Origin of the sequence: Sporichthya polymorpha DSM 43042 (assembly GCF_000384115.1) — a bacterium.
Classification (GTDB): domain Bacteria; phylum Actinomycetota; class Actinomycetes; order Sporichthyales; family Sporichthyaceae; genus Sporichthya; species Sporichthya polymorpha.
Map to the genome: position 1 here is coordinate 2,328,793 of NZ_KB913029.1, position 20,735 is coordinate 2,349,527.

At 71.6% G+C, this 20,735-nt stretch carries 18 protein-coding genes; 6 read left to right on the top strand and 12 right to left on the bottom strand.

The genetic code is table 11. The features are described from left to right. The first annotated feature begins 75 nt into the window (after window positions 1–75). On the top strand, window positions 76–882 hold the full coding sequence (locus SPOPO_RS29110) for a SigB/SigF/SigG family RNA polymerase sigma factor (protein ID WP_019874937.1): 807 nt from the start codon (window positions 76–78) through the stop codon (window positions 880–882). A gap of 196 nt (window positions 883–1,078) precedes the next feature. Further along, the gene (locus SPOPO_RS0111555) at window positions 1,079–1,525 is read left to right on the top strand and encodes an Hsp20 family protein (protein WP_019874938.1); all 447 of its coding nucleotides are present in this window, start codon (window positions 1,079–1,081) and stop codon (window positions 1,523–1,525) included. Window positions 1,526–1,886: 361 nt separating this feature from the next. Here SPOPO_RS0111555 and SPOPO_RS0111560 read toward each other — a convergent pair whose 3' ends face one another. Next, window positions 1,887–2,219 carry a MerR family transcriptional regulator gene (locus tag SPOPO_RS0111560; protein WP_019874939.1) on the bottom strand — a complete coding sequence of 111 codons (333 nt, stop codon included), beginning with the start codon at window positions 2,217–2,219 and terminating at the stop codon, window positions 1,887–1,889. A 210-nt stretch (window positions 2,220–2,429) separates the two neighbouring features. Between SPOPO_RS0111560 and SPOPO_RS0111565 the strand changes: the two genes are divergently transcribed. Beyond that, window positions 2,430–3,218 (top strand): enoyl-CoA hydratase/isomerase family protein, encoded by a 789-nt coding sequence (locus tag SPOPO_RS0111565; protein WP_019874940.1) that lies wholly within the window; start codon window positions 2,430–2,432, stop codon window positions 3,216–3,218. Between the two features lie 14 nt (window positions 3,219–3,232). Here the strand turns inward: SPOPO_RS0111565 and SPOPO_RS32725 are convergent, their stop codons facing one another. Together SPOPO_RS32725 and SPOPO_RS0111575 are read right to left on the bottom strand one after the other, a co-directional pair. Continuing rightward, the gene (locus SPOPO_RS32725; protein WP_019874941.1) at window positions 3,233–3,946 is read right to left on the bottom strand and encodes a hypothetical protein; all 714 of its coding nucleotides are present in this window, start codon (window positions 3,944–3,946) and stop codon (window positions 3,233–3,235) included. A 300-nt stretch (window positions 3,947–4,246) separates the two neighbouring features. Continuing rightward, window positions 4,247–4,552 carry an EthD family reductase gene (locus SPOPO_RS0111575; protein ID WP_019874942.1) on the bottom strand — a complete coding sequence of 102 codons (306 nt, stop codon included), beginning with the start codon at window positions 4,550–4,552 and terminating at the stop codon, window positions 4,247–4,249. 183 nt (window positions 4,553–4,735) lie between these two features. Between SPOPO_RS0111575 and SPOPO_RS0111580 the strand changes: the two genes are divergently transcribed. After that, on the top strand, window positions 4,736–6,382 hold the full coding sequence (locus tag SPOPO_RS0111580; protein WP_019874943.1) for a CocE/NonD family hydrolase: 1,647 nt from the start codon (window positions 4,736–4,738) through the stop codon (window positions 6,380–6,382). Window positions 6,383–6,469: 87 nt separating this feature from the next. Here SPOPO_RS0111580 and meaB read toward each other — a convergent pair whose 3' ends face one another. The 4 genes from meaB to SPOPO_RS0111600 form a co-directional block, all read right to left on the bottom strand. Continuing rightward, on the bottom strand, window positions 6,470–7,450 hold the full coding sequence (gene meaB / locus SPOPO_RS0111585) for a methylmalonyl Co-A mutase-associated GTPase MeaB (RefSeq protein ID WP_019874944.1): 981 nt from the start codon (window positions 7,448–7,450) through the stop codon (window positions 6,470–6,472). A gap of 19 nt (window positions 7,451–7,469) precedes the next feature. Next, a complete protein-coding gene (gene scpA, locus SPOPO_RS31985; RefSeq protein ID WP_019874945.1) occupies window positions 7,470–9,722 on the bottom strand; it encodes a methylmalonyl-CoA mutase in 2,253 nt (750 codons plus the stop codon). Then, window positions 9,709–11,190 carry a methylmalonyl-CoA mutase subunit beta gene (locus SPOPO_RS29120; RefSeq protein ID WP_019874946.1) on the bottom strand — a complete coding sequence of 494 codons (1,482 nt, stop codon included), beginning with the start codon at window positions 11,188–11,190 and terminating at the stop codon, window positions 9,709–9,711. Before SPOPO_RS29120 ends, scpA begins: the two co-directional genes overlap by 14 nt. Before the next feature lie 134 nt (window positions 11,191–11,324). Beyond that, window positions 11,325–12,200 carry an exodeoxyribonuclease III gene (locus SPOPO_RS0111600; RefSeq protein ID WP_019874947.1) on the bottom strand — a complete coding sequence of 292 codons (876 nt, stop codon included), beginning with the start codon at window positions 12,198–12,200 and terminating at the stop codon, window positions 11,325–11,327. 139 nt (window positions 12,201–12,339) lie between these two features. On the opposite strand from SPOPO_RS0111600, the gene SPOPO_RS0111605 reads away from it, so the two are divergent. Beyond that, window positions 12,340–13,182 (top strand): hypothetical protein, encoded by an 843-nt coding sequence (locus SPOPO_RS0111605; protein ID WP_156869813.1) that lies wholly within the window; start codon window positions 12,340–12,342, stop codon window positions 13,180–13,182. Between the two features lie 35 nt (window positions 13,183–13,217). Here the strand turns inward: SPOPO_RS0111605 and SPOPO_RS0111610 are convergent, their stop codons facing one another. Genes SPOPO_RS0111610 through SPOPO_RS0111625 form a run of 4 tightly spaced genes read right to left on the bottom strand, consistent with a single transcriptional unit; the run spans window position 13,218 to window position 17,159 of the window. Further along, a complete protein-coding gene (locus tag SPOPO_RS0111610) occupies window positions 13,218–14,240 on the bottom strand; it encodes a cation diffusion facilitator family transporter (RefSeq protein ID WP_019874948.1) in 1,023 nt (340 codons plus the stop codon). Between the two features lie 45 nt (window positions 14,241–14,285). Continuing rightward, window positions 14,286–15,107: a metal ABC transporter ATP-binding protein gene (locus SPOPO_RS0111615; RefSeq protein WP_019874949.1), complete on the bottom strand. Its 822-nt coding sequence runs from the start codon at window positions 15,105–15,107 to the stop codon at window positions 14,286–14,288. After that, complete coding sequence (locus SPOPO_RS0111620) at window positions 15,104–16,198, bottom strand: metal ABC transporter solute-binding protein, Zn/Mn family (protein ID WP_019874950.1); 1,095 nt, start codon at window positions 16,196–16,198, stop codon at window positions 15,104–15,106. Before SPOPO_RS0111620 ends, SPOPO_RS0111615 begins: the two co-directional genes overlap by 4 nt. Before the next feature lie 52 nt (window positions 16,199–16,250). Further along, window positions 16,251–17,159 (bottom strand): metal ABC transporter permease, encoded by a 909-nt coding sequence (locus SPOPO_RS0111625; RefSeq protein ID WP_019874951.1) that lies wholly within the window; start codon window positions 17,157–17,159, stop codon window positions 16,251–16,253. 136 nt (window positions 17,160–17,295) lie between these two features. On the opposite strand from SPOPO_RS0111625, the gene SPOPO_RS29125 reads away from it, so the two are divergent. Next, window positions 17,296–18,972: an MFS transporter gene (locus tag SPOPO_RS29125; protein ID WP_019874952.1), complete on the top strand. Its 1,677-nt coding sequence runs from the start codon at window positions 17,296–17,298 to the stop codon at window positions 18,970–18,972. 90 nt (window positions 18,973–19,062) lie between these two features. Here SPOPO_RS29125 and SPOPO_RS0111635 read toward each other — a convergent pair whose 3' ends face one another. Next, window positions 19,063–20,631 (bottom strand): long-chain-fatty-acid--CoA ligase, encoded by a 1,569-nt coding sequence (locus SPOPO_RS0111635; RefSeq protein WP_019874953.1) that lies wholly within the window; start codon window positions 20,629–20,631, stop codon window positions 19,063–19,065. Window positions 20,632–20,735: the final 104 nt, after the last annotated feature.

The window sequence follows — 20,735 nt, forward strand, 5'->3', positions numbered from 1 at the left end:
CCAAACCTCCGGTGTGGAGTGTCACATTCCCCCACAGCGGGGTTATCTCCCCCCGGGCCAGAAATAACAACAGACATGACAGCGACGAAGAACCGGACGAAGATCCAGGTCAGCACGCTGACAGCCGATGCCACCGACGCCGAGCTCTTCCGCGCTCTCGCCGTCGCGACTGTTGAGGACAACGCGCAGGAGAAGGAGCGGATCCAGGAGATCCTGGTCCGCCGTTACGACGGGCTGGTCCGCTGGCTCGCGAGCCGCTACGCCGGCCGCGCCGTGGAGACCGCCGAACTGTGCCAGGTGGGGTACGTGGGGCTGGTCCTCGCGATTCAGCGCTTCGACCCCGAACGCGGGACCGATTTCGCGAGCTTCGCCAAGCCCACCGTGCAGGGCGAGATCCGCCGGTACTTCCGGGACAAGCGGCGGTGGATCCGGCTGCCCCGCCGGCTTCAGGAGACCAAGGCCGTCCTGCGCGACGCCACCGAGTCCCTCACGCACGAGCTCGGCCGGGCCCCGACGGTCGACGAGCTCGCCGAGCGCCTCGCCGTCAGCCCGGAACTGGTGCTGGAGGCCCTGACCGCCGACGACGCCTTCGCGCCCACCTCCCTGGACGCGGCCGTGGGTTCCGACGGCGACGACACCTTCACGATCGCCGACACGCTCGGTGCGGAGGACAACTCGATCGACGTGATGGTCGACTGCGAGACCGTCCGCCCCCTGATCGCGGCGCTCCCGCCGCGGGAGCAGCGAATCCTGCACCTGCGCTTCTTCGCCGACAAGACCCAGGCGGAGATCGGCAAGGAACTCGGCATCTCGCAGATGCACGTCTCCCGGCTCCTCAGCCGGACCCTCGCCGGCCTCCGCCAGCAGATGCAGGCGGACTGACGGGGCGTACGTAGCTCTCACCGGGCCGGTCGCGCACACGCGCGGGCCGGCCCGGTTTTGCGCGCGTCACAACAGGGAACCAACTAGTTGCGCGACAGAAAACCTGTCGCTATGGTGACAGATATCAGGAGACCGGGTTCCCGACCCGATCTCACTGCGGTGCATCGCCTGACGAGACAGAAAGGAAGCACGAGCGATGCTGATGCGTACCGATCCCTTCCGTGAACTCGACCGGATCGCGTCGGCCCTGACCGCCCCGGGCACGTGGAGCCGCCCGGCCGCGATGCCGATGGACGCCTACCGCGAGGGCGACGAGTTCGTCGCCTGCTTCGACCTTCCGGGCGTCCAGCCGGACGGCATCGAGATCAACGTCGAGCGCAACGTGCTCACCGTCAAGGCCGAGCGTCGGCCGATCTGCGCGAACGCCGAGATGCAGGTCTCCGAGCGTCCGCTCGGTGTCTTCTCGCGCCAGCTGTTCCTCGGCGACGCCCTCGACCTCGACCGCATCGCCGCGAGCTACGACGCCGGTGTGCTCACGTTGCGCATCCCCGTCGCGGAGAAGGCGAAGCCGCGCCGGATCGCCGTCGCCGCGGCGAGTGCGGTCGACTCCGCCGAGAACGGAGCCAAGCAGCTGCAGGCGTGACATGCCCACCTGCGGTGGCGTCCTCGATCTCCCCGAGCGTACGGACGCGTGGCTCGACGACTCCGACGTCGTGCGGGCGGAGTTCGACGCCCTGATTGCCGAGAACTTCGCCGCCGAGCCGCCGGGTACCAGCGGCGGCCCGCCCCGGGCGGCGGGGCGTCCCGGACCCGAGCGCTGCGCGCGGCGTCGGGACCGGATCGCGGAGCCGGTCGGTATCGCTCCCGCGGAGCGCAGAGCGGAGCGGGAGCGCGGCCCTCCGCCCGTGTACTGCCCGATTCGAGAACGTGAAAGGAGTCCGACCACTGGTTCAGGGCCCCGGCCGATCCGGCCGGGGCCCTGTCGCGCTCAGCGGCGGGGCTTTTCAGCGGCGGGACTTCGTCCGGGGCCGGGAGCCGAGTTCGTCCTCGAGCTCGGAGATCCGGGCCTCGGCGGCGCCGAGGTCGTCCTGGAGGCCGACGATCCGGGCCGCGGCGTCGAGGGAGAGACCTTCGTCGACGAGCGCGCGCATGCGCGTCGCGGTCTCGAGCTGGCGCCGGGAGTAGAGGCGGTGGTTGCCGTCGGTGCGGCTGGGCGAGAGGACCCCGGCCGCGTCGAGCCGGCGCAGGAAAGCGGGCTGGACGCCGAGCAGCTCGGCCGCGCGGCCCATCGTCACGGAGGGGTAGTCCTCGTTGTCGAGCCGGTCGATCCCGCTCACATCGCCTCCTCTCCGGATTCCATGCCAACCACCCCCGACTTCGTCGGCGCGGTGCGCCCATTCCTGGCCCGGGATGGGCGCGCCGTGCGGCAGAAGTTGGAAAACGGCCTTGCCTTGACGAATCCAGAGTATCTGCCGCAGCCCCGGCAGGTGGTCTCCACCGCCGGGTCGTTGTGCGCCCCGAAGTCCGGACCTGGGAAGCTGCCGCCCATGGCCGACTACGAGCGTCTCTCCTACACCGTCGCTGACGCGGTCGCGACGATCCGTCTGACGCGGGCCGAGGCCCGCAACTCCCTCGACATGACCGCCAAGCGCGAGCTCGCCGAGGTCGTCGAGCGGGTCGCGACCGACCCGGACGTCCGAGCCGTCGTGCTCACCGGCAGCGGCGGCGCCTTCTCCGCCGGCGGTGACGTCAAGGAGATGGACCTCAACTCCGACCCGGTCACCAGCCGCTCGCGCCTGCGCACGCTGCTGACGACGGTGTTCCTCCCGCTCGCGGAGATCGAGAAGCCGACGATCGCCGCCGTCAACGGGCACTGCCACGGCTCCGGGCTGGCGCTGATGATGGCGTGCGACCTTGCGGTCGTCGCCGACGACGCCACGTTCTCGTGCGCGTTCACGAAGATCGGGCTCGTCCCCGACTGCGGGACGCTCTACTTCCTCCCGCGCCGGGTGCCGCTGAACGTGGCGAAGGAGCTGATCTTCACCGGCCGCCGGTTCGGTGCCGCCGAGGCCAAGGAGCTCGGCCTGGTCAACCGCGTCGTCCCCGCCGCGGAGCTGGAGGAGAACGCCGGCGCCCTCGCCGCCGAGCTCGCCGCGGGCCCCACCGTCGCCCTCGGCCTCGCGAAGACCCTCCTCGACCGCTCGATGCGCCTGTCCTCCCGCGACCTCGCCGAGCTCGAGGCCTTCGCCATCGGCACCGCCTTCACCACCGAGGACCACCTCGCCGCCCGCGCCGCCTTCGGGACCAGGACCGCCCCGGTCTTCCACGGCCGTTGACGGGGTCCAGGTAGTCAGCGCCAGGGCGGCCCGGCGGCGAGGGTCTCCGTCACCACCTGCAGCACGTAGTGCGGGCGGAGGAACACGTCCTCCCACGTGAACCGCAGCAGGACGTGGCGCCCGACGACAAGCGCGTTGCCCCGTCGCCGGTCCTCGCGATAGGCCCGCCGGTCGGAGTGGAACTCGAAGCCGTCTCCTTCCAGTGCGAGCCAGCCGTCGAGAACGATGTCCACGTGACCCACGCCGGGGACCCACGCCTGCGTGGTGACGCGGCCGAGCAGCGTCACCAGCATCCGCAGTCCCGACTCGAGCGAGGACTCCGAGCGCTCGTCCACCCACGCCACTGCCTGGCGCAGCGCCACCGCGCCGGCGCCGCGGGCTTCGGACGCGGCGGCTCGCACCGAGCGCAGGTCGACCAGGCGGGCGAGGCAGGCCGACTCGAGGATCACCACCGACTGGCCGAGCTGAAGCGTGCGGCCGCAGTCGAGCACGGTCCGCAGGGGCGAGGTCAGCGGCCGGTCCTCGTCGAGGTCGGCCGGAGCGAGCCGGCTGCGGTGAACCGTCACCCCGGGAGCCCGGTTGCGCCCGGACGAGACTGTCACGTGCAGGCCGGGAGCGGTGCGCCACAGGGCGAACCCGTGCACCGCGGCGGCCGTGGTGTGGGAGACGACGCCGCGCAGTTTCACCGCGGCGACGAACGCCGGCGACGCGTCGGACAGGGCATACACGCCATGGCCCGGAACGGAGCTCCGGCGGAGCCAGTTCGAGTTGACGCCGCGGCACCTCGAGCTCAACGAGTCGGCTCCAGCGCGCGGCTCCGCCGCAGAACTTCAGGGCGTCGACAAGATCCATCCCCGCAGCATCGGCCCGCGGCGCGGTCGCTCGGCTCGGCCTGGGGACAACTTCGGGGGTGTGCGGCCTGTGGACAACCGCGCCCCATGAAGCCAGTGGACGAGTTGCAACACCGGAGTACCGGTGAGGCGTCCAGATCGCCTCAGTCGTTGCAACTCGTCCAGTGGCTACGTGGTCTAGTCGACGGTCGAGATGAAGACGTTCACGCCGCCGGTGGCGAAGTTCGCGAGGTCGGCGACGGTGGCCTGGCCCTCGGGGGAGCTCATGGTCTTCTCCATGTCCTCGGGGCTGTCCCACCAGAGCTCGGCGGTGCGGTACACGTCCGACGGGGAGCCGTCGGGGGTGCCGACGACCTTGCAGAGCTCCATGCGGCTGATGCCGGTCATCTGAGCCGCGAGGGGCAGATGGGTCTCCGCGTAGTACTTCTCGAACGCGTCCGGGTCGGTGGGGTGCCCGTACTGGACGTTGATCTTGATGGCCATGGCTGAAGGTGCCTCTCGGGGTCGGGACGACGGGGATGCCGCGACGCTATCCGGGGCCGGTATGACCCGGGAAGAGTAACGAGATCGACCTGTTCGGCCGATTTGTCGATGGGGGCACAGCGGGCCTAGGTAGCCTGCACCGGCAAGTCAGACGATTGGGACGGCGGAGGACGCATGCCTCGAATGGGTCGGATGGTGGGCGCGGCGTGCGCCCTGGCGCTGGTGGCGGGATCCGCCCTGGTGTCCTCCCCGGCCGCCGACGCCGCCGCGAACGCCCCGGCGGTCTCGGGTCCGGTCCCGGTCTGGCTCGGCTACGACCGCCTGCCGGACTACCAGACGATCAGCACCGAGATCCGCGTCCCGATGCGCGACTTCACGCCGATGCGCTGCACGCTGACGCGTCCCGCCGTCGGGGGCCTGCCGCTGTCCGACCAGCGTCCGGTGATCGTCGTCAACTTCTTCGCCTACCGGGTGCTGCAGCCGGTCATGCAGATGGCCGAGTACTACGCCGAGCGTGGCTACGTCGCCCTCTCGTGCTCGCCGCGCGGCTCGGGCGGGACGCCCGGTACCTGGCGCCCGTTCGAGGCTCAGGAGCAGCAGGACAACTACGACCTGATCGAGTGGGCCGGCACCCAGCCCTGGAGCAGCGGCAAGGTCGGCCAGACTGGCATCAGCTACGGCGGCATCTCGACGATGAAGGCCGTCGCCGCCAATCCGCCGCACCTGAAGGCCGCGGTGCCGATCGTCGCCTACCAGGACCCGTACCGGGAGTTCGCGTACCCGGGCGGCATCCGTAGCACGAAGATGCGCTGGTGGCCGTACTTCACCTGGGGCAGCTCGATCGGCGACCAGACGCCGGACGTCTCGCTCGCGACGCTCCCGCAGTACACGGCGTTCGAGGACCGGGTGAACGCGCACCCGAACTACGACTCGTACTGGAAGTCGCTCACGATCGACATCGCGGCCGCGAACCGGACCAAGATCCCGATGCTGCACGTCGGCGGGTGGAACGACCTGTTCCCCGAGGGCACCGTGCGCAACTACCTCGGCACCAAGGACCAGAGCTGGTTGCTGATGGGCCCGGGCGCGCACGTCGAGTTTGTCCCCGGCGTCCCGCAGTTCGACGAGATGCGCGGCGGCATGCTCGCCTTCTTCGACAACCTTCTGATGGGGCGTAAGGACGCGCGCCTGCCCGACTCGAAGGTCACCAGCTGGGAACTGCCGCGCGGCGCGGGCCACTGGGTCCAGCTGAACGAGTACCCGGCCGAGCGGCCCGCGGTGCTCGCCCTCGCCGGCCCGCAGGGCGCCGGGGTCGCGACGCAGTTCACCTACACCGCGAACCCGTTCGACAACGGCTGCCTGTGCACCGACCACGGGCTCTACAACTCCCACGACTACCCGCAGAACAACCAGGCGCTCTGGGACACCCAGCGCGTCCAGTTCAACGGCGCTCCGTCCGACGGCAGCGTCGTCATCGGGGGCGCCCCCGTCGCGCACATCAAGGCCGCCTTCTCGGCGCGCGACGGCGTGCTGGTCGTCCGGCTCGAGGACGTGGGTCCCGACGGAAGCTCGACCGTCATCACGACCGGCTGGCTGCGCGCCAGCCACCGGCTCGGGCACGGCTCGTCGATCGCGGTGAGCCCGGGCCAGCCGGGGATGTACAAGGTCGAGCTGCTGCCGACGCACTGGCGCCTGCCCGTCGGCCACTCGTTCCGGATCACGATCTCCAGCGGCGACGTCCAGAACATCGAGCCGGTCGCCGAGCCCGGCTCGACCGTCACGATCTTCGCCGGCAAGGGCGGCTCCACCTTCGAGCTCCCGCTCCTCTGAGCGGCGGCCCCTGTCAAAAAAGGGTGTCACCCCTTACTGCGCAGTAAGGGGTGACACCCTTTTTTGACAGGCGTGCCGGCGACGCGGTCAGAGGTTGAGGAACGCGGCGACGATGCGGTCCGCGGCGTGGACGGGGGAGAGGTCCCCGGTCCGGACGGCGTTTTCGAGCTCGGCGCGGAGGGTCTGGACGGACTCCGCGGACCGGAGCCGGGAGTCGAGGTCGTCGCGGACGGTGGCCCACATCCAGGCGACCTGCTGGTCGGCACGCATCCGCTCGAAGCGGCCGGTGCTGTGCAGGTGCTTGAGGTGGGACTCCAGGCCCTCCCAGACGGTGTCCAGGCCCTGATCGGTCAGGCCGGAGCAGGTGAGGACGGGCGCGTTCCAGCCGCTGTCCCCGGGGCCCATCAGCCGCAAGGCGCCCTCGAGCTCGCGGGCGGCCTTCTTGGCCTCCATCGCGTGCTCGCCGTCGGCCTTGTTCACCGCGATGACGTCCGCGAGCTCCAGGACCCCCTTCTTGATGCCCTGCAGCTGGTCGCCGGTGCGGGCGAGCGCGAGCAGCAGGAAGCTGTCGGTCATCTCCGCGACGGTGATCTCCGACTGCCCGACGCCGACCGTCTCGACGAGGATCACGTCGTAGCCCGCGGCCGCGAGGACGACCATCGCCGACCGCGTCGCCCGCGCGACGCCGCCGAGGGTCCCCGCGGTCGGGGACGGCCGGATGAAAGCGTTCTCGTCGACCGCGAGGCGCGCCATGCGCGTCTTGTCGCCGAGGATCGAGCCGCCGCTGCGGGTGCTCGACGGGTCGACGGCGACGACCGCGACGCGGTGCCCCTGCCCGGTCAGCCAGGTGCCCATCGCGTCGATGAATGTCGACTTGCCGACCCCGGGGACGCCGGTGATCCCGATCCGCCGCGCGTCCTGGGCGTGCGGGGTCAGCCGGTCCAGCAGTTCGCCCGCGAGCCGGCGGTGGTCGGCCCGGGTCGACTCGACGAGCGTGATCGCCCGTCCGACCGCGGCGCGTTCCCCCGCGCGCACGCGGCCCGCGAGGTCCTCGACGTCGACCTTCACCGCTGCGGAACGGACCGCATCAGGCGGCGTCGGCGGCGTTGTTCAGCGCGCGGATCAGCTCGAGGGCCGCGTCCGGGATCACGGTGCCGGGCGCGAAGATCGCGGCGGCGCCGAGCCGGCGGAGCTCGTCGAAGTCACCCGGCGGGATGACGCCACCGACGACGATCATGATGTCGTCGCGGCCCGCCTCCGCCAGGGCCTCGCGCAGCGCCGGCACCAGGGTGAGGTGCCCGGCCGCGAGCGAGGAGACGCCGACGATGTGGACGTCGGCCTCGATCGCCTGGCGGGCGACCTCCTCCGGCGTCTGGAACAGGGGGCCGACGTCGACGTCGAAGCCGAGGTCGGCGAACGCGGACGCGATCACCTTCTGGCCGCGGTCGTGCCCGTCCTGGCCCATCTTGGCGACCAGGATGCGGGGACGCCGGCCGTGGAGGGTCTCGAATTCTGACGAGGCCTCACGAACCTCGGCGACCCGGGGGTTGGCCCCGGCCTCGGCGCGGTACACACCACTGATCGTACGGATCGCGCCCGAGTAGCGGCCGAACACCTTCTCCATGGCGTCCGAGATCTCGCCGACGCTGGCCTTCGCCCGGGCCGCCTCGATCGCGAACGCGAGCAGGTTGGTGTCGTCGCTGTTGCCGCCGGCCTGGCCCGCGGCCCAGGTCAGCTTCTCCAGCGCGGCCTGACACGCGGCCTCGTCGCGCTCGGAGCGGAGCCGGCGCAGCTTCTCGATCTGCGCGGCACGGACGGCGGCGTTGTCGACCTTGAGGACCTCGATGTCGTCCGCCCCCGGCGCCAGGTACTTGTTGACGCCGACGACGGTCTGCGTGCCGGAGTCGATCCGCGCCTGGGTGCGCGCGGCCGCCTCCTCGATGCGCATCTTCGGGATGCCCTCCTCGATGGCCTTGGCCATGCCGCCCGCGGCCTCGACCTCCTGGATCCGCGCCCAGGCGCGGGTCGCGAGCTCGTGGGTGAGGCGCTCGACGTACGCGGAGCCGCCCCACGGGTCGATGACCTTCGTGGTGTTCGACTCGCGCTGCAGCAGGATCTGCGTGTTGCGCGCGATGCGGGCGGAGAAGTCCGTCGGCAACGCGAGCGCCTCGTCGAGGGCGTTGGTGTGCAGCGACTGCGTGTGGCCCTGCGTTGCGGCCATGGCCTCGATCATCGTGCGCGCGACGTTGTTGAACACGTCCTGCGCGGTCAGCGACCAGCCCGAGGTCTGCGAGTGGGTCCGCAGCGAGAGCGACTTGTCGCTCTTCGGCCCGAACTCCTTCACGATCTTGGCCCAGAGCAGGCGCCCGGCCCGCATCTTGGCGACCTCCATGAAGAAGTTCATGCCGATCGCCCAGAAGAAGCTCAGCCGCGGCGCGAAGGCGTCGATGTCGAGCCCGGAGTTCACGCCGGCCCGCAGGTACTCCATGCCGTCGGCGAGGGTGTACGCGAGCTCGAGGTCGGCCGTCGCCCCGGCCTCCTGGATGTGGTATCCCGAGATCGAGATCGAGTTGAACTTCGGCATGTGCCGCGAGGTGTAACCGAAGATGTCGGAGATGATCCGCATCGACGGCGCCGGCGGGTAGATGTAGGTGTTGCGGACCATGAACTCCTTGAGGATGTCGTTCTGGATCGTCCCCGTGAGCTGGCCCTGCTTCACCCCCTGCTCCTCGGCCGCGACGACGTAGAGCGCGAGCACCGGCAGCACGGCGCCGTTCATGGTCATCGAGACGCTCATCGTGTCGAGCGGGATGCCGTCGAAGAGCGTGCGCATGTCGTAGATCGAGTCGATCGCGACGCCGGCCATGCCGACGTCACCGACGACGCGCGGGTGGTCCGAGTCGTAGCCGCGGTGCGTCGGGAGGTCGAAGGCGATCGACAGGCCCTTCTGACCCGCCGCCAGATTGCGGCGGTAGAAGGCGTTCGACTCCTCGGCGGTGGAGAAACCGGCGTACTGACGGATCGTCCACGGCTGGTTCACGTACATCGTCGGGTACGGCCCGCGCAGGAACGGAGCGACGCCCGGGTACGTGCCGAGGAAGTCGAGCCCGGCGAGGTCGTCCTTGCCGTACAGCGGCTTGACGTCGATGCCCTCGGGCGTCGACCAGGCCGCCTCGTCGGGGAACTCCGCCGTCGCGGCCATGAACAGGTCGCGGTAGCGGTCCGGGATCGGAGCCGGCAGCTCGCCGAGCGTCTCCTCCGCGAACGACTCCGGGATCGGCTTGCGGCGGATCCGCCAGTCGTGGCCCGGTACGACGACCGGCCGCTTACCTACCGCCATCGGGGGCCTCCAGGGTGGCGTTCTCCAGGGCTTCGGACCAACGGATGCGCGGGAACGCGTCGCCCGCCGGCCGCACCGGGGCCGGGGCGCGCTCCAGCAGTTGTTCGCCCTCCAGTGGGAAGGCGTTGACGCCGAGGACGGTCTCCTCGCCGGCGGCCACGGCCGCGAGGCGCTGCTCCCGCGCCGCGGCGACGCGCTCGGCGAGCGACCCGTCGGCCAGGACGGCGAGGATGCCGCCGGCGGCCTCGATCTCGGTGAAGACCTTCCAGGCCTCCTGCGCGAGCCGCTCGGACAGTGCCTCGACGTAGCCGGAGCCACCCGCGGGGTCGACGACCGCCGCGACGTGCGACTCCTCGATCAGCAGGTGCGGGATGTTCCGCGCGACGCGGCGGGCCAGCGTGTCCGGCAGGCCGAGCGCGGCGTCGAAGGGAAGGACGGTGATCGAGTCCGCGCCCGCGACGGCCGCGGCGAACGTGGCCACCGTCGTGCGGAGCATGTTCGTCCACGGGTCCTTGCGCGTCATCATCGGCCAGGACGTGACGGCGTGCTGGCGCATACCCGCGGTGGGGGCGTCGAGGCGGGACAGCTCGGCGACCCGGGACCAGCAGCGGCGGCCCGCGCGGAGCTTCGCGATCGTCGCGAACTGATCGACCGTCACGCCGAGGCGGAAGTCGATCTGCGAGAACGCGATCCCGGTGGGCATCCCGCCGACCTCGGTGAACGAGCGCAGGTACTCCGCGCCGGTCGCGAGCGCGATGCCGAGTTCCTGGGCGTCGGTGGCGCCGGCCTCGTGGTAGATCAGCGCGTCGACGGTGACCGTCCGCATGTTGCGGTACGCGTACGCCGTCTTCAGGCCCTGTGCGCTCACCGCCTCCTGCTCGGGCATCGAGAAGTGCTCGGCGTCGCCGGTCCGCGCGATCAGCCCGATCGGGTCGAAGCCGAGCGTCCCGGTGAGCACCTCGAACGGGTGGCGGCGCTCCATCGCGAGGTCGAGGAACGCCTGGGCCGCGGCCTGATACTCGGTCCCGGCGTCGAGGTGGACGCCGGCGACGTCGAGCATCACCTCGTCGAGCACCTGCGGCAGGTCGGCGACCGGCAGGCCGCCCTCGCCGAGGGTCAGCCACAGCGACGTCGCGCCCCCGGCCAGGTCCTCGAGGGCTTGCTCATTGGCGGTCTTGGGATCCGGGCTGGTCTGGCGGGCCACGATGTCCCAGCCGGTGCGCAGGCCCTCGGCGGTGCGGCCGCGCAGGTACGGCGCCTGGCCGGGCAGGCCGAGCTCGGCGTTCGGGTCGGGGACGTACAGCGGCGAGATCTCGATGCCGTCGCGCGTCGTCGAGGCCAGGGCCTGCTCGGGCGCGTCGGCGGGGAACTCGGCGCCGGAGCGGGCGACGATCTTGGAGACCAGGGCCCGCCAGTCCTCCATCGTCGCGGAGGGGAACTCGGCGGCGAGGACGAGATCGTCGGGCACGGGGCGCTCCTCGTCAGATGCGGTGTGTCGCGGCGCTCTTCCGCCGGGGGTGCAGCAGGGGCGTGCGGAAGCAGCGCAGGTCAGCGTAAGACAGGGGTCCGGTCCGCCCCGAATCCGCCCGGGACGGCGTGACGTCAGCCACCTTCGACGATCTTGGCCTGCGGCAGCTTCGTCCGCCCCCGGGGCGCCCCGGCCGACGGCGGCGGCACCATCGGCCCGATGTCGCCGTCGGGGGCGGTGTCGAGGTCGACGATCACCGGCGCGTGGTCGGACGGCCCGGTGCCCTTGCGGGCCTGCCGGTCCACCCAGGCCGCCTCGACGCGCTTCGCGACCGGCTCCGAGGCCAGGATCAGGTCGATCCGCATTCCGCAGTCCTTGTGGAACATGCCGGCGCGGTAGTCCCAATAGGTGAAAACGCGGTTCTCGGGCCACCGCTCGCGGACGACGTCCCGCAGACCGCACGCAAGCAGGGCATTCAGGGCCTCCCGCTCGGGGGTCGTGACGTGCGTGTGCCCGACGTACGCCGCCGGGTCGAAGACGTCCGCGTCGGCCGGGGCGATGTTCATGTCCCCGCAGACGACCGCGTCGGCCGGGCCGGCCGCGACGACCTCGCGCAGCCGCGCCAGCCACTGCAGCTTGTAGACGTAGTGGTCCGAGTCCGGGACCCGCCCGTTCGGGACGTAGAGCGAGTGCACCCGCACCCCGCCGCAGGTCGCGGCGATCGCCCGGGCCTCCTGGTGCGGGAATCCGGGCCCGCCCTCCAGCCCGGGCGTGACGTCGGTCAGCCCGACCCTGGACAGGATCGCGACGCCGTTCCAGCTCTTCTCGCCGAGCGCGGCCCACTCGTAGCCGCGGGCCGCCAGCTCGGCGCCGAGCAGCTCGCCGAAGGCGTCCTCGGTGAGTTTGAGCTCCTGGAGGCACACGACGTCCGGCGCCCGCTGGTCCAGCCAGGGGAGCAGCCGCGGGACGCGTTGTTTGACCGAGTTGACGTTCCAGGTCGCGATACGCACTCGAAAGACCCTAATCGGGTCCGGAAGGCGCGGTTTGTCCGCTTCGTCCTCGCGAACTCCGCCCCGGGGGCGGGTCATCTGGGTCAGGATGGACTCGCGGTCGGGGGGCCGTGCAATCGGGGAACGGGGAGATCCTTCGATGACGAATGCCGAGACGCTTGCGATGGGGATTCTTTCTCAGGCACCCGTGAGCTGCCGGATCGACGGCCGGGCCGGGTACGTGCAGCTGCGCAGCGACTGCCTGGAGCTGATCCGCTCCGGCCGCCGCGGCGGGGTCGAGCCGATCGCCGCGTACGACATCAACGCGATCACCACGACCCGCACCGGGCGCCTGTTCACCGCCGTCGTGATCGAGCACGGCGCGCCGAACCGGCGCGTCGAGCTGAAGTTCCCGGCCGCCGACGCCCTCCGCGTCGTCGCCCTGATCGAGCAGCTCGCCGAGTCCGCCGAGCCCCCGGCCTACGGGGCGCCGGTGTCCGAGGCCCCGGTCACCGCGGCCCCGGTCGCCGACGCGTGGCCGTACGCGGCCCCGGCGCCCGCGCCGGTCTCCGAGCCTGCGCCGGTCGTCGAGACCCGGGAGTTCGCCTCGATCTTCGAGGTCCCGCCGGTTGAGATCCCCGAGATCCGGATGCCGGAGTGGACCCCGCTCCCGGAGGAGCCGGCCGAGCTGATCGCCCCCGCGCCGGCGACCCCGGAGCCGGTGCTGACCTTCGCCCCCGCGGTCGCGGACCCGGGGACCGGGCCGACGGTCGACGAGGTCGTCGCGATCGAGGACGACCTCGAGCCCGCCGCCGAGCCCGCCGCCGAGCCCGCCGCTGAGCTCGCCGTCGGGCCCGCCCGGGCCGAGTGGCCCGAGGAGATCCCGGACGAGCTGGCCCGCCGGCTCGCGCGGCTGGAGGTCCTGCGCAACTGCGGGATCATGAGCGAGGCCGACTACCTCGCCGCGGAGGCGGAGATCATCGAGCTCGCGGACACCGCCTGATCCTGCGGGACGTCATCCCGCGGGCATCGTGGGGGTCAGTACCGCCGGTGCCGGCCGCGCGGGGGCCGGGTGGTGGCGGAGGTCCGGGACTGCTGCTCCGGGATGCGGCGGCCCGCGCACCACGGGGCGGGGGTGGCGCGCCGGGTGCTTGTGTCGAGCTGGAGCGTCGCGTGCCCGAGGCCGTGGCGTTCGGTGAGCAGGGTCTGCGCGGACTCGAGCAGGTCCGGCGGGGCGTCGGACCGGACGCGCAGGTGCGCGGTCGCGACGTGCATGCCGGAGCTGAGCGTCCAGACGTGGAGGTCGTCGACGCCCGTGACCCCGTCGAGGGCTGCGAGGTCGGCCTCCACCTGCTGGAGGTCCACCTCGCGCGGCGCGATCTGCAGCAGGACGCGCAGCGCGTGGGCCGCGAGCCGCAGGGTGCGCGGGATGATGAAGACCGCGAGGGCGACGGCGAAGGCGGGGTCGACCCAGGCCCAGCCGGTGGTGAGGATCAGCACCGCGGCCAGCAGGACCGCGACCGAGCCGATCGCGTCGGCGACGACCTCCAGGTACGCGCCGCGCATGTTGATGTTCTCCTGCGCGCCCTCCCGCAGCAGCAGGAAGCAGCCCAGATTCGCCGCCAGCCCGATCGCTGCGACCAACATCAGCTGGTGCGTCGGCAGGTGCGGCGGGTCGTCGAGGCGGCTGAACGCGCTCCACAGGACGTAGATCCCGACGGCCAGCAGCAGCGCCGCGTTGGCCAGCGCCGCGAGCACCTCGAGCCGGTACAGGCCGAAGGTGTGGTGCGGGGAGCGGCGGCCGCGGGACGCGACGGAGATCGCGCCGAGGGCCAACCCGAGCCCGACGGTGTCGGTGAGCATGTGGCCGGCGTCGGCGGTCAGCGTCAGCGAGCCGGTCAGCATCGCGAAGACGGCCTCGACGACGAAGTACGTGAGCGCGACGGTGAACGCGATCGTCAGCCGGCGCGCGTAGCGCGCGCCGCCGACGGGGTCGTCGGGACGGGGCCCGTGCCCGTGTCCGTGTCCGTGGCCGTGCCCATGGCCGTGTCCGTGGCCCATGGCCTCCCCCGTGCAGTCGTGAGTCGGTCGGACAGGTTCCGGGTGTCAGTGCTCGGGCAGGGTGTGCAGCCCGAGGATGGCGATCCCGTGCGCCGTGCGAACGACCTCCACCGGCGTTCGGTAGAGCTCTGTCAACACAACGGAGGTAAGGATCTCACCCGGAGTACCCAATCGAACACCGTGCGGAGCCACAAACAAAACCCGGTCGACGTACGGCAGGATCGGGTTGATCTCGTGGGTCACCATCACGACCGCGGTGCCGTGCTGCCGCCGGCGCGCGTCCAGGAGCGCCACGACGCCCCGCTGGTGGGCGATGTCGAGCGAGAGCAGCGGCTCGTCGCAGAGCAGCAGCTGCGGGTCCGTGGCGAGCGCCTGGGCGATGCGCACGCGCTGCTGCTCGCCGCCCGAGAGCAGGCCGAGCGGGGCGTCCGCGTAGCTGGTGGCGCCGACGGCCGCGAGCAGCTCGTCGACGCGCGCCCGCGTCCGCGCCGCGCCGCCGAAGCCCCAGCGGTGACCGTCGATCCCGAGGCGCACCAGGTCCCGCGGCCGCAGCCCGGAGGCCGCGCTCAGGGCGTGCTGCTGGGGGACGTAGCCCACGAGCCGGTGCCCGCGCCGGACCGGCTCCCCCGCGATCATCACCGAGCCGGCGGTCAGGGGCGTCAGCCCGAGGACGACGCGCAGCAGGCTGGTCTTGCCCGCGCCGTTGGGCCCGAGCACGGCGAGAAACTCACCCGGCGCCAGCTCGAGGTCGAGGTGTTCCCACAGGTGTCGGTCGCCGAAGTGCAGCGAGGCGTCCCGCAGGGAGAGGACCGACGTCACCGGGTCGACATTAAGGGACCACGGCAGCACCGGAGCCGGGATCGTCACGCGAGGGCTCCCTCAAGCGCGTCGAGGTTGGTGCGCATCCAGCTCAGGAAGTCCTGACCCGTCGGGAGGGTCTCGGACATCGCGACGACGGGGATGTCCGCGTCCTCGGCGGCCGAGCGGATCCGTTCGGTCTGCGGGCCGGTCGTCTGCTCGTTGTAGACGAGGAGCTCGACGGCGCCGTCCGAGAACAGGTTCAGCGTGTCCTGCAGGACGCGCACGGGGACGTCGGTGCCCTCCTCGATCGCCTGGCTGAACGCGGGCGGGGTCCTGTCGACGAGGCCGCAGTCGGTGAGCAGGAACAGTGGCAGCGGCTCCGTGACGGCCACGGGAGTGCCGTCGTGCACGGAGAACATGGACTCCTGACGCTGCCTCAGCTCCGCGATGCCGTTCTCGAACTCGGTCGCCCGGGCCGTGAACCCGTCCCGGTCGGCGGGGTGCAGCTGGGCGAGCTCCTCCGCGATCCGGCCCGCGAGGGTCCCCATCAGCTGCAGGTCGTACCAGACGTGCTCGTTCCCGTCCCGGCCGTGGTCGTGGCCCTCGTCGTGACCCTCGTCCTCGTGCTCGGCGCCCTCGTGCTCGGCGCCCTCGCCGGCGTGCTCGGCGTGCTCCTCGGGGGTCTCGCCCTCGTGGTCGTCGCTCTCGTCGGTGTGCTCGGCGTGTTCCTCGGGAGTCTCGTCCGCGTGCTCGTCTGCTTCGGAGGGGACGACGGTGATCACGGCCCGGTCCCCGCCGGCGGCGGAGAGGGCGCGGGTGAGGAACTCGTCGTAGTGGCCGCCGTTGGCGATGACGAGGTCGGCGTCCCGCACCGCGAGCTGGTCGCGGGCGGTGGCCTCGTAGCTGTGGGGGTCGGCGCCGCTGTCGGAGGCGAGCAGGGACCGGACCTCGACCGCATCGCCGCCGATCGTGCGGGCGATGTCGGCGTAGACGTCGATCGACGTCACGACCTGGACGCGGTCGCCGGTGGAGTTGGCGGCGGGGGTGGCGTCGGTCGCGGCCGACGGGCTCGCCGGTCGCAGGGAGTCGGAGTCGTCCGCGCACCCGGTGAGGGCGAGCAGGGCGGTCAGCCCGGTGGCGAGGGCAACCCGGCGCACAGAACCTACCTTCAGGGCGAATTGGAAATGAGAACCGTTATCGATAAGCACCTTAGGTGCCGACGGCCGCCGGGGCAATCGACGCCGTCGGGCGGGGCGCCCAGCCGCGTCGGGTTCGGCGGGCCCCGAGGACCCGGCAGACCCCCCAGATCGCGAACGACAACGTTGTCACGTACGGGCTGATCGGCACCTCGCTGCCGAGGGCGAGCAGGATCCCGCCGGCCATCGAGACCGTGGCGAACGTCACCGAGAGCAGGGTGATCGTGCGGGCGGAGGCGCTCACCTGCATGGCCGCCGCAGCCGGCGTGCACAGCAGCGCCAGGACGAGCAGGGCGCCGATGATCTGGATCGCGGCGGCGATCGTCAGGCCGAGCAGCAGCATGAACACGATCGAGAGCAGGCGGACGTTGATGCCACGCGCGACCGCGACGTCCGGGTCGACGCTGGCAAAGGTGAGGGGGCGCCAGATCGCCGCCATGACCGCGGCGACGATCACGCAGATCGTCAGCAGCGCGCCGAGCTTGGTGTCGTCGACGGCGATGATCTGACCCGTCAGCAGGCCGAACTTGTTGGCGGCGCGGCCCTCGTAGAGCGCGAGGAACAGGACGCCGAGCCCGAGCCCGAACGGCATGAGGACGCCGACGAGGGAGTTCCGGTCGCGCGCGCGGGTGCCGAGCAGCCCGATGAGCAGAGCCGCGAGCAGCGACCCGACCACCGAGCCCATCACGACGCTGGTGCCGAGCAGCAGCGCGCCGGCGGCGCCGGCGAAGGACAGCTCGCTGATCCCGTGGACCGCGAACGGCAGCTCCCGGTTCATGACGAACGGCGACATCAGCCCGGCGATCAGTGCGACCGCGATCCCGGCGATGAGCGAGTTGCGCGCCAGCTCGAACAACGCGCCGTAGTCGTCGAAGTTGATGACCCGCGAGAGGTCGGCGTCGGTGGAGATCAGCCCGCTCACCCCTCACGCGCAGTCGAAAATGGGAACCGTTGTCATCAACGTAGCACCGACGGTATGCAGGCAGCCGTTTGGTTGACCCCTGGCCAACTGTGGAACTACGTTCCACAACGGACGATTCCGGCGAACGGTGACGCGCATGCAGCAGCGGGTGGTCAACCGCTGGCTCACGCTCGCGGTCCTGTGCCTCGCGGTCTTCTGCGTGATGGTCGCGACGATGATCGTGAACATCCTGCTGCCGACGCTGAACCGCGACCTCCAGGCGTCGACCAAGGACCTGCTCTGGATCGTCGACGCCTTCAACCTCGTCTTCGCGGCGCTCGTCCTGGCGGCGGGGTCGCTGTCGGACCGCTTCGGCCGCAAGGGCGCGCTGATGACCGGCCTGGTCATCTACATCGCCGCGTCGACGCTGTCCGCGTTCGCGCCGAACCCGGAGATGCTGATCCTGTGGCGGGCCGTCGCCGGTGTCGGCGCCGCCGTCGTGTTCCCGACGACGTTGTCGATCATCTCCAACGTCTTCCCCGACCGGGTCGAGCGCGCGAAGGCCATCGGGATCTGGGGCGCGGCCACCGGGGCGTCGGTCGCGGTGGGGCCGATCATCGGTGGCGCGATGGTCGAGGCGTCCGAGTGGGGCGCCGCGTTCTTGTTCTGCGCCGGCGTCGGGGTGCTCACGCTGGGGTTGGCGATCCCGTTCGTCCCGACCAGCCGTGACCCCGAGGTGCCCCGGCTCGACTACGTCGGTCTCGTCCTGTCGACCGCGGCGCTCGGGACGCTGGTCTACGCGATCATCCAGGCCCCCGAGCGCGGCTGGGGATCGCCGGCCAGCCTCGGTGACTTCGGCGCCGCCGCCTGCCTGCTGTTCGCGTTCGGGCTGTGGGAGGCCCACGTCCCGCAGCCGATGCTCGACGTCCGCCTGTTCCGGAACCTGCGCTTCACCGCGGCCTCCGGTGCGGTCACGCTCTCGTTCTTCGCGCTGTTCGGCTTCGTCTTCCTGATCACGCAGTTCTCGCAGTTCGTCCTCGGCTGGGGCGTGCTCGAGGCGGGTCTCCGGCAGACGCCGGTCGCGATCGCCGTCGCCGGCGGCTCGCTGCTCGGGGTGCCGCTGGCGGTCCGCGTCGGCACCAAGGTCGTGGTCTGCAGCGGCCTGGTGTTCCTCGTCGCCGGCTTCTACTGGGTCTCCACGTGCGACAGCACGACGACCTACCCGACGATCGCCGGCCAGATGATGACCATCGGCCTCGGCATGGGCCTGACCAGCGCCCCCGCGACCGAGGCGATCATGGGCGTCGTCCCGGCCGCGAAGGCCGGCATCGGGTCCGCCGTCAACGACGCGACCCGCGAGCTCGGCGGCACCCTCGGCGTCGCGGTCATCGGCAGCGTCTCGCTCTCGGTCTACCGCGAGGCCCTCGCCGACGAGATCACCAACCCCGCCCTGCTGGAGCCGGCGCGGGACTCCGTCGGCGCCGCCCTCGCCGTCGCCGCCCAGACCGGGGACGGCGGCATTGCCCTCGCCGCCCAGCAGTCCTTCACCGATGCGATGGAGTTCGGGTGCTGGGTCGCGGCGTGCGTCTGCGTCGCCGGGCTCTTCCTCGCGCTCCGGTACCTCCCGAACCACCCGGTGCTCCCCGGGACGGACGCCGCCGCCGACGGCCCGGACGCGGCCGAGGCGATCCCTGCGGTTCCGACCGGGGTCCCCGCGGGCACCGCCGGCCTCGCCGTCGCCGTCGCCGGGGACGTCGGGATCCTCCACTGCGCCGACTGCGGGTCCCCGATCCCCGCCGCCGCCCCGGCCCCCGTCGCCGCCGTCGCCCGCTGACCCCTTATCCGTCGTCAAGAAAGGGTGACACCCCTTACTGCGCAGTAAGGGGTGTCACCCTTTCTTGACAAGGGGTGCGGGGCGGCGGCGTCAGACCTGGCGGTCGCGGCCCTCCCAGTAGGGCTTGCGGAGGACGGTCTTGAGGATCTTGCCCGCGCCGTTGCGGGGGAGTTCGGAAACGACGTCGACGGTCCGGGGTGCCTTGAAGTGGGCGAGGCGCTCGCGGGCGTAGGAGATGACGGCGTCGGGGTCGACGGTCGAGCCCGGTTTCGGGACGACGACGGCCTTGACCGACTCACCCCACTGGTCGTCGGGGATGCCGATGACGGCGGCCTCGAGAACGTCGGGGTACTCGGCGAGGACGCGCTCGACCTCGGGGCAGTACACGTTCTCGCCGCCGGTGATGATCATGTCCTTCACGCGGTCGGAGATGAACAGGAAGCCGTCGTCGTCGAGGTGGCCGACGTCGCCGGTGCGGAGCCAGCCGTCGGGGCGGATCGTCTCGGCGGTCGCCTCGGGCTTGTTCAGATAGCCGGCCATGACCGTGCCGCCGCGGACCCACACCTCGCCCGGAGTGTTCGCGGGGACGGGCTCGAGCGTGGTCGGGTCGACGACCTGGATCTCGGTGCCCCGCATGGGGACGCCGGCCGCGGCCTGGCGCTCGGGGTGGGCGGGGTCGCGGTGGGCCGCGTCGTCGAGGGCGACGACGGCGCCGGAGAGTTCGGTCATCCCGTAGACCTGGAGGAAGCGCGCGTTCGGCCACGTGGCGAGGGACGCGCGCAGGACCGGCGCCGGCATCGGAGCCGCGCCGTAGCAGAGGAGCTGCAGTTGCGAGAGCGCCTTCGCGCCGACCTCACCGGCTTGCAGCAGTGCCGCGAAGATCGCCGGGACGAAGAACGCGTGCGTCGCGCCGGGCAGGCCGCCCATGAGGTGCTCGGGCGTCGCCTCGCGGGTGATGGTGATCGGGGCGCCGACGTAGACGCAGCCGATGCCCGGGCTCGTCCCGCCGACGTGGAACATCGGCATCGCCAGCAGGTAGCGGTGCTCGTGGCCGATTTGGAAGTAGTCCGACAGTGCCTCGGAGTGCGCGACCATGTTCGCGTGCGTGATCATCGCGCCCTTCGGGAAACCGGTGGTCCCCGAGGTGTAGAGGATCAGCGCGGTGTCGGTCGGCTCGGCGCCGGCGACGGGCGCGGGGGTCGCGGCGGCGAGCAGTGCGTCGAACTGGTCCTCGAAGTCGCCGTCGGACCCGAGGACGACCACCTCGCGGACGGCCGGCAGCTGGTCGCGGATCGACTCGAACGTCTTCATAAACTCGGCGCCGACGAAGACGACCTCGGCCCCGGAGTCGTTGAGGACGTACGCGACCTCCTCGGCCGAGAGCCGCCAGTTCGGGATCGCGTGCGCGGCGCCGATCCCGCTCGCGGTCAGCGTCAGGTCCAGGCACGCGGGGGAGTTCTTGTCATAGGTCGCGACGACCGACCCGCGGCCCACCCCGAGGGAGCGGAGCGCGCCCGCGAGGCGCTCGCACCGCTCGTTCCACTGGCTCCACGTCAGGTCCGTGCCCTGATAGCGCAACGCCGGGGTGTCCGGCAGCTCGGAGGCCCAGTGGGCCAGGCGGTCGGAGATCAGACGGGCGGGTGGCGCGGTCACGGTCATGATGCGTCCTTCGTCGGCCGGGACGGGTGTGGGCTCTGCCGTCATCGTGCTGCGGAATCCGGCACCAGGGCAACGGAGCACGGCCGCGAATCGTCCCCGATTCC

Bases quoted from the DNA above. Each gene is read 5' to 3' on its own strand.
- SPOPO_RS29110 (WP_019874937.1), top strand. From the start codon at position 76: ATGACAGCGACGAAGAACCGGACGAAGATCCAGGTCAGCACGCTGACA.
- SPOPO_RS0111555 (WP_019874938.1), top strand. From the start codon at position 1,079: ATGCTGATGCGTACCGATCCCTTCCGTGAACTCGACCGGATCGCGTCG.
- SPOPO_RS0111565 (WP_019874940.1), top strand. From the start codon at position 2,430: ATGGCCGACTACGAGCGTCTCTCCTACACCGTCGCTGACGCGGTCGCG.
- SPOPO_RS0111575 (WP_019874942.1), bottom strand. From the start codon at position 4,552: ATGGCCATCAAGATCAACGTCCAGTACGGGCACCCCACCGACCCGGAC.
- SPOPO_RS0111580 (WP_019874943.1), top strand. From the start codon at position 4,736: ATGGGTCGGATGGTGGGCGCGGCGTGCGCCCTGGCGCTGGTGGCGGGA.
- scpA (WP_019874945.1), bottom strand. From the start codon at position 9,722: ATGGCGGTAGGTAAGCGGCCGGTCGTCGTACCGGGCCACGACTGGCGG.
- SPOPO_RS0111605 (WP_156869813.1), top strand. From the start codon at position 12,340: ATGACGAATGCCGAGACGCTTGCGATGGGGATTCTTTCTCAGGCACCC.
- SPOPO_RS0111610 (WP_019874948.1), bottom strand. From the start codon at position 14,240: ATGGGCCACGGACACGGCCATGGGCACGGCCACGGACACGGACACGGG.
- SPOPO_RS29125 (WP_019874952.1), top strand. From the start codon at position 17,296: ATGCAGCAGCGGGTGGTCAACCGCTGGCTCACGCTCGCGGTCCTGTGC.
- SPOPO_RS0111635 (WP_019874953.1), bottom strand. From the start codon at position 20,631: ATGACCGTGACCGCGCCACCCGCCCGTCTGATCTCCGACCGCCTGGCC.